Annotated in this window: 5 protein-coding genes; 3 read left to right on the forward strand and 2 right to left on the reverse strand. The window is 64.0% G+C overall.

Going from position 1 to position 5,546, the window contains the following annotated elements:
- Nucleotides 1-129: 129 nt before the first annotated feature.
- On the reverse strand, nucleotides 130-708 hold the full coding sequence (locus tag ACO1BU_RS35740) for a TetR/AcrR family transcriptional regulator (protein WP_424140638.1): 579 nt from the start codon (nucleotides 706-708) through the stop codon (nucleotides 130-132).
- Between the two features lie 808 nt (nucleotides 709-1,516).
- On the opposite strand from ACO1BU_RS35740, the gene ACO1BU_RS35745 reads away from it, so the two are divergent.
- Together ACO1BU_RS35745 and ACO1BU_RS35750 are read left to right on the forward strand one after the other, a co-directional pair.
- Entirely contained in the window at nucleotides 1,517-2,563 is a 1,047-nt protein-coding gene (locus ACO1BU_RS35745; RefSeq protein WP_424140639.1) for an IS110 family RNA-guided transposase, read from the forward strand.
- A gap of 492 nt (nucleotides 2,564-3,055) precedes the next feature.
- Nucleotides 3,056-4,231 (forward strand): IS256 family transposase, encoded by a 1,176-nt coding sequence (locus ACO1BU_RS35750; protein WP_424140640.1) that lies wholly within the window; start codon nucleotides 3,056-3,058, stop codon nucleotides 4,229-4,231.
- Here ACO1BU_RS35750 and ACO1BU_RS35755 read toward each other — a convergent pair whose 3' ends face one another.
- A complete protein-coding gene (locus ACO1BU_RS35755; protein ID WP_424140641.1) occupies nucleotides 4,232-4,390 on the reverse strand; it encodes a hypothetical protein in 159 nt (52 codons plus the stop codon).
- Between the two features lie 386 nt (nucleotides 4,391-4,776).
- Between ACO1BU_RS35755 and phbB the strand changes: the two genes are divergently transcribed.
- Nucleotides 4,777-5,499, forward strand: a complete 723-nt coding sequence (phbB, locus tag ACO1BU_RS35760; RefSeq protein WP_424140642.1) for an acetoacetyl-CoA reductase — start codon at nucleotides 4,777-4,779, stop codon at nucleotides 5,497-5,499.
- The last annotated feature ends 47 nt before the right edge of the window (nucleotides 5,500-5,546 follow it).

Raw genomic sequence — 5,546 nt, forward strand, 5'->3', positions numbered from 1 at the left:
ATCGAAGCGGTGTCGGCTCCTGGACGATCTCCTGCGCAACCTTCTGCAGTTGCCGTTCGGGTTCAGTCGCCACTTCCTGATAGCGGCCGTGCTGCTCGGCCAGGGGTTGATCGGGTGCCAGCAAGGCTCTCACCTCTCTCCCTTACGGCGCGGACTCTTCCGGTTCCCAGCAGCACGGCGCGATGCGGCCAGGCTCTGCCATTGCTCATGATCCATCAAACGCTCGAACAGCCTTTCTCGGTCCTCCGCCGCGAGAGGGCAGATGCCAAGCAGAGTAGTGAAGGCGAGTCCCCGAGCAGCCAGCCAGCGAATCGTGGAAAGGTCAGGGTCGGTCGCCTCTTCTCGAATCTTCCGGATCTTCTCCGCCGCGCTCGCCTGGACTACGGAGAGCAGGTTCGGATCCTCGGCAGCCGCCCCAAGGATCGCGAGCGCGACGGAATGTCGCATGGTGATCGCCTCACGCGCCGTGGCGATCTCGGCCGAGAGCAAAGCCTCGGGCGACCCCCCGCCAATTTCCAGGATGTGCTCTTGCGAGAAGATCTCAAAATACTCGTGCTGGTGCTCCAGGAGCTCGCGCAGCACCGCCTGCTTCGTGCGGAACTGGTGCATCAGTCCTCCCTTGCTGAGCCCGCTCTCACGCGCGATCGCCTCCAGCGTCAGACGCCCCGGCCCGTCCCGCTGGATGACGATCAGAGCCGCCTCAAGCACAGCGTTCCGGGACCGGCGTGACCGGGTGGGATTATCCAATGTGCAGCCTCCAGCTAAGGGGGATGGGCGATCCTCGGTATTGATATGTTGAATGGCCGGTCGCGCCCAGCCGCCCAGTGGTGAGTGTTTACTTCTGGTCCGGGGAGCTGTCGGCGCCAGCGACCGGGTACCTCACGCCTCTTCTACGCAGGCCTTTGGTCCACACGCTTGACATTAGTCGATACAAACCGGCCGGTTGGGTTGTAAAAGTGTGTCGAGCATGATCTGGGTTCATCAGGTTGAAGGACCTCCTGTAGTGGTCCCTGATCCGGGAGTGAAGGCGGTGAAGGGGTTCCTGATCATTGCCGTTGTGGCCATCCTGGCGGCTGGGGGCGCCTTTGCCTGTCAGGTGATCAAGTTAACGGAACAGCCCGACAGGCTCACGGCTACGAGAGGACTGGTAGTCTTCCGTGCCGAGCAGAGCTTCACACCTTCCCCATCGAATAGCTGCCGGTCGTCGATTTACCCCCGACCTCAGCCGTCCGCTCTGTCAGCTCTCGCACCAAGTGTCTCTCAAGTGTATCTGCGGAATCTAACAAGCTCTGGTGGGCCACTCCAAGCTCCCGAACCAACCACCGGTAGGAGCGAAGTACACCTGTGGCGCTGGCGGGATCACATGCGAGTCAGCGATCAAGGCGATTGGTATGAGTTATCGTGCGCGGTGATCAGCGTCTGCGATGTCTTCCCATACAGATGGGGTGGACGGCCCCAACGGCACCGGTGTGCCAAGATGCGGTCGTCAGAACCTGCAGCACGGGAGCCGCCCGCGATGAACATCAGCATGATTGGCATTGACACAGCCAAGTCGACCTTCCAGCTCCACGCCGTTGACGGGACAGAAAAAGTCCAGTTCAGGCGAAAGCTGCGGCGCGATGAGCTGCTCCCCTTTTTCGAGCAGCAGGCACGCTGCACGGTGGTTATGGAAGCTTGTGGTGCAGCCCATCATTGGGCCCGTGTCCTGAGTGGTCTTGGCTTTGAGGTGAAGCTGATCGCGTCCGAAGTGGTCAAGCCGTTCGTCAAGCGGGGCAAGAAGAACGATGCGGCTGATGCCGCAGCGATCTGCACCGCCGCGTCCCGTCCCGAGGCGAAGTTCGTCGCGGTAAAGAGCTTGGAGCAGCAGGGCGTCCTGGCCCTGCATTCGGCGCGGTCTCTGCTGGTCAAGCAACAGACCATGCTGGCCAATGCGATGCGCGGGCTGGCAACCGAGTTCGGCCTGGTTGTGCCGAAGGGCATGGACAAGCTCAAAGACCTGGTGGCGTTGGTGGAGCAGGATGAGAGCTTTCCAGAGCCTGCACGCGAGGTATTCGCGGGGTTACGCGAGCACTGTTGCGCCACGACGGACCGGATCGAAAACCTGGAGCGCCGGATCGTTGCACACGCCCGGCATGACGATGCCGCTCGGCGCCTGGCCACAGTCCCAGGCATTGGCCCGATCACTGCCTCGCTGCTGGCGGGGACGGTCGGAGGCACGATTGGAAGCTTCCCGAGCGCACGCCATTTCGCGGCCTGGCTGGGGTTGGTGCCGCGCCAGCACTCGACCGGCGGAAAACCGCGCCTTGGCAAGATCACCAAGGCAGGCAACCGGCAGATCCGAATCTTGCTGGTGCTCGGCGCCACCTCGATGGTGCATCGCGCCGAGCAGTGGAACAGTACCGCCGGAGCGTGGGTGCGGGGGCTGCTGGAGCGGCGTCCTGTTCGACAGGTGACGGTGGCCCTGGCCAACAAGATGGCGCGCATCGCCTGGGCGCTGATGACGCGCAACGAAGTCTACCGTGCGAAGGGAGGTGTCGCGCCGGTTACGGCAGCAACGGCGTGATGCGCGAGCGCGCATGGTAGGCCGCGGGCGCAAGCCCGCTCGATCCGGCAGCAAGCGCTGAACAGCGTGATGGGAAGAGCTGTGGTTAAGCAGTTTTAGGCAAAGCCGTTAAGAATCGTGTGCCTCGAGCACGCCGTACAGATTGGCGCCTAACACGCACGCGCACACCCATGATGGCCAGCGGCAGACGCCGCGCAGTAGGCCGGACATAAGGGCGCAGCTGACCGGATCTTCCCCGCACACGTCATCATATCCGCGCTTGAGGCTCTGCCTCGCCACTCGGTCCATCGCCGATAAAGGGCGGTGGCCACCTCTCCAGCCGACCCACGCTGTGGGTAAGTGGCCTGCTTGCGCTCTCCCCTTGATGGTCGCTTCGGAAAGCCAATTACCCCCACCAGAGCTATGGCCGAACCTGGGTGATGGCGGAGTGAGAAAGGCGGCGTATCGAGGTGGGTGGAAGCCTGCCTGAACCTCCCGAAGGAGCGATACGCCATGACGAGAGATACCACTGTAGTGCCACTTCGTCAGCCGGAGACGGTCGAGGATCCGCTGACGGCGGTGCTGAGGAGCGGGGCCCGCCGGTTGCTGGCCCAGGCCGTCGAGGCGGAGGCGGATTCCTTCCTGGCCAAGATGAAGGGGGAACGGCTACCGGATGGGCGCGAGCGGCTGGTGCGGCACGGGCATGGCCCGGAGAGGCTGGTGCAGACCGGGATTGGCCCGGTTCCGGTGCAGCGGGTCAAGCTGCGTGACCGTGGCGCCGGTGAGGAGGTGGGCAAAGGGGCAGGCGGTGAGCGGATCCGCTTCACCTCGGCGCTTCTGCCGCGCTGGGCGCGGCGGACGCGGAGCCTGGATGCCCTGCTGCCGATCCTCTACCTGCGCGGGGTCTCGATGGGCGACTTCCAGGAGGCGCTCGGAGCCTTGCTGGGCCGCGAGGCGCCGAACCTGTCACCCTCGGTGATCGGGCAGCCGCAGGCCGAGTGCATGTTGGTGCTGATCGGCGCCACCCCGGAAGGGAGGAAGGAGCTGCTCGGCTTTCAGGTCGGCCTGCGCGAGAGCGCACAGAGTTGGCGGGAACTGCTGGTCGACCTCAAGGCCCGTGGCCTGGTGATCGCGCCCGAACTGGCCACGGGCGATGGCGCGCTCGGCTTCTGGAAGGCACTCGAGGAGGTCTGCCCCGCCACCCGGCATCAGCGGTGCTGGGTGCACAAGACCGCCAATGTGCTGGACAAGCTGCCGAGGTCGGTCCAGCCGGCTGCCAAGGCCGACCTGCGCGAGATCTGGCAGGCGCCGGACCGGGCGACAGCGGAAGCGGCGATCACGACCTTCTCCGAGAAGTACGGGGCCAAATACGAGAAGGCGGCGACCTGCCTGCTGAAGGACCGCAACGCCCTGCTGACCTTCTACAACTTTCCCGCCGAGCACTGGGACCACCTGCGCACCTCGAACCCGATCGAGAGCGTGTTCGCCACCGTCCGGCACCGGACGGTGCGTACCAAAGGCGCGCTGTCGCAGGACACCGCCCGGCTGATGGTGTTCAAGTTGGTCATGACGGCTGCCAAGACCTGGCGCCGGCTGAAGGGCGAGAACCAGTTGCCCAAGCTCATCCAAGGCGTCACATTCCACAACGGCGTCGAGGTTACCAACACGCCAACGCAGCACGCCGCCTGATCACGGCGTCACCCAGATTCCGGCATAGCTCTGGCCTCCACCATCAGTCGGAACACAGCGGCTGGCCAGCCGGCAATCGTGGCGTGGTTTTTCCCACGCCAGAGCATCGGCCCTTTTCGCGTGAGAGTAGGTGAGAAAAGCGTTGCGCTCCTCGGCCATCCACATAAGTTCTTAGGCCCGTTCCATCTTACGCTTTGCGGCGTCGCGCAAAGCTGCTGTGACTGTTGCAGCGCCAGCAGGAGGGCCTTCAGGCGCGGAACTATTGAATTCAGGGATTCCGTAGGAAGCAACATGACTTCGGACATGGAGGGGACGGCTGACATTGCAGATTCCTTCCGGGACGTCAGAGCCGTCACGTCCTACCGGGCCGTCCGGCCGGGCGCCACGCCAGGACTATACAACTGGCGCCCGGCCTTCGGAGCGGCTGCGAACGAGAGGAGGAATAAGTACAGCCGCCATCCAGACAATAAACCGTCCGGAAGGTTTGTAAAGGGCGAAGCTCGTGCTAGGAATACCGCACGACCGATCAGGAACGGAAAGTTCCAATGGCACGTATCGCACTCGTCACCGGCGGCCAGCGCGGCATCGGGGCTGCCATCAGCGAGCACCTGCAAAGGGCCGGCCGAACGGTCGTCGCCTCCTATGCCGGAAACGACGCCGCGGCGCAGGCCTTCACCGAGCGCACGGGCATCCCGACCTACAAGTTCGACGTCTCGGATTTCGAGGCCTGCCAGGCTGAGATCCGGAAGATCGAGGCCGAGATCGGCCCGATCGAGATCCTGGTGAACAACGCCGGCATCACGCGGGACAACACGATGAAACGCATGGACCGCAAGCAGTGGGATGACGTGATCGACACGAATCTAGGCTCCTGCTTCAATCTCTGCAAGCTGGTCTGGGACGGCATGACGGCCCGCAAGTTCGGCCGCATCGTGAACATTGGCTCGATCAACGGCCAAGCCGGCCAGTACGGGCAAGTGAACTACGCCGCCGCCAAGTCCGGCATCCATGGCTTCACCAAGGCCCTGGCCCAGGAAGGCGCGCGCTTCAGCGTCACGGTCAACGCCATCGCCCCCGGCTATGTGGACACCGAGATGGTCCGCGCCGTGCCGCCGGACGTGCTGGAGAAGATCATCGCCCGCATCCCGCGCGGTCGCCTCGGCACCGCGGACGACATCGCCCGTGGCGTCGCCTTCCTGACGGCGGACGACGCCGACTTCATCACCGGCTCCACCCTCTCCATCAATGGCGGCCAGCACATGTTTTGAGGGAGGAGTGGGAGACATTTAGATGCTAGCCACCATGATCTCGGCCC

Source organism: Roseomonas chloroacetimidivorans (assembly GCF_049629625.1).
In the GTDB taxonomy this organism is placed as follows: Bacteria; Pseudomonadota; Alphaproteobacteria; order Acetobacterales; family Acetobacteraceae; genus Roseomonas; species Roseomonas chloroacetimidivorans.

Bases quoted from the DNA above. Each gene is read 5' to 3' on its own strand.
- phbB (WP_424140642.1), top strand. From the start codon at position 4,777: ATGGCACGTATCGCACTCGTCACCGGCGGCCAGCGCGGCATCGGGGCT.
- ACO1BU_RS35750 (WP_424140640.1), top strand. From the start codon at position 3,056: ATGACGAGAGATACCACTGTAGTGCCACTTCGTCAGCCGGAGACGGTC.
- ACO1BU_RS35755 (WP_424140641.1), bottom strand. From the start codon at position 4,390: ATGGCCGAGGAGCGCAACGCTTTTCTCACCTACTCTCACGCGAAAAGG.
- ACO1BU_RS35745 (WP_424140639.1), top strand. From the start codon at position 1,517: ATGAACATCAGCATGATTGGCATTGACACAGCCAAGTCGACCTTCCAG.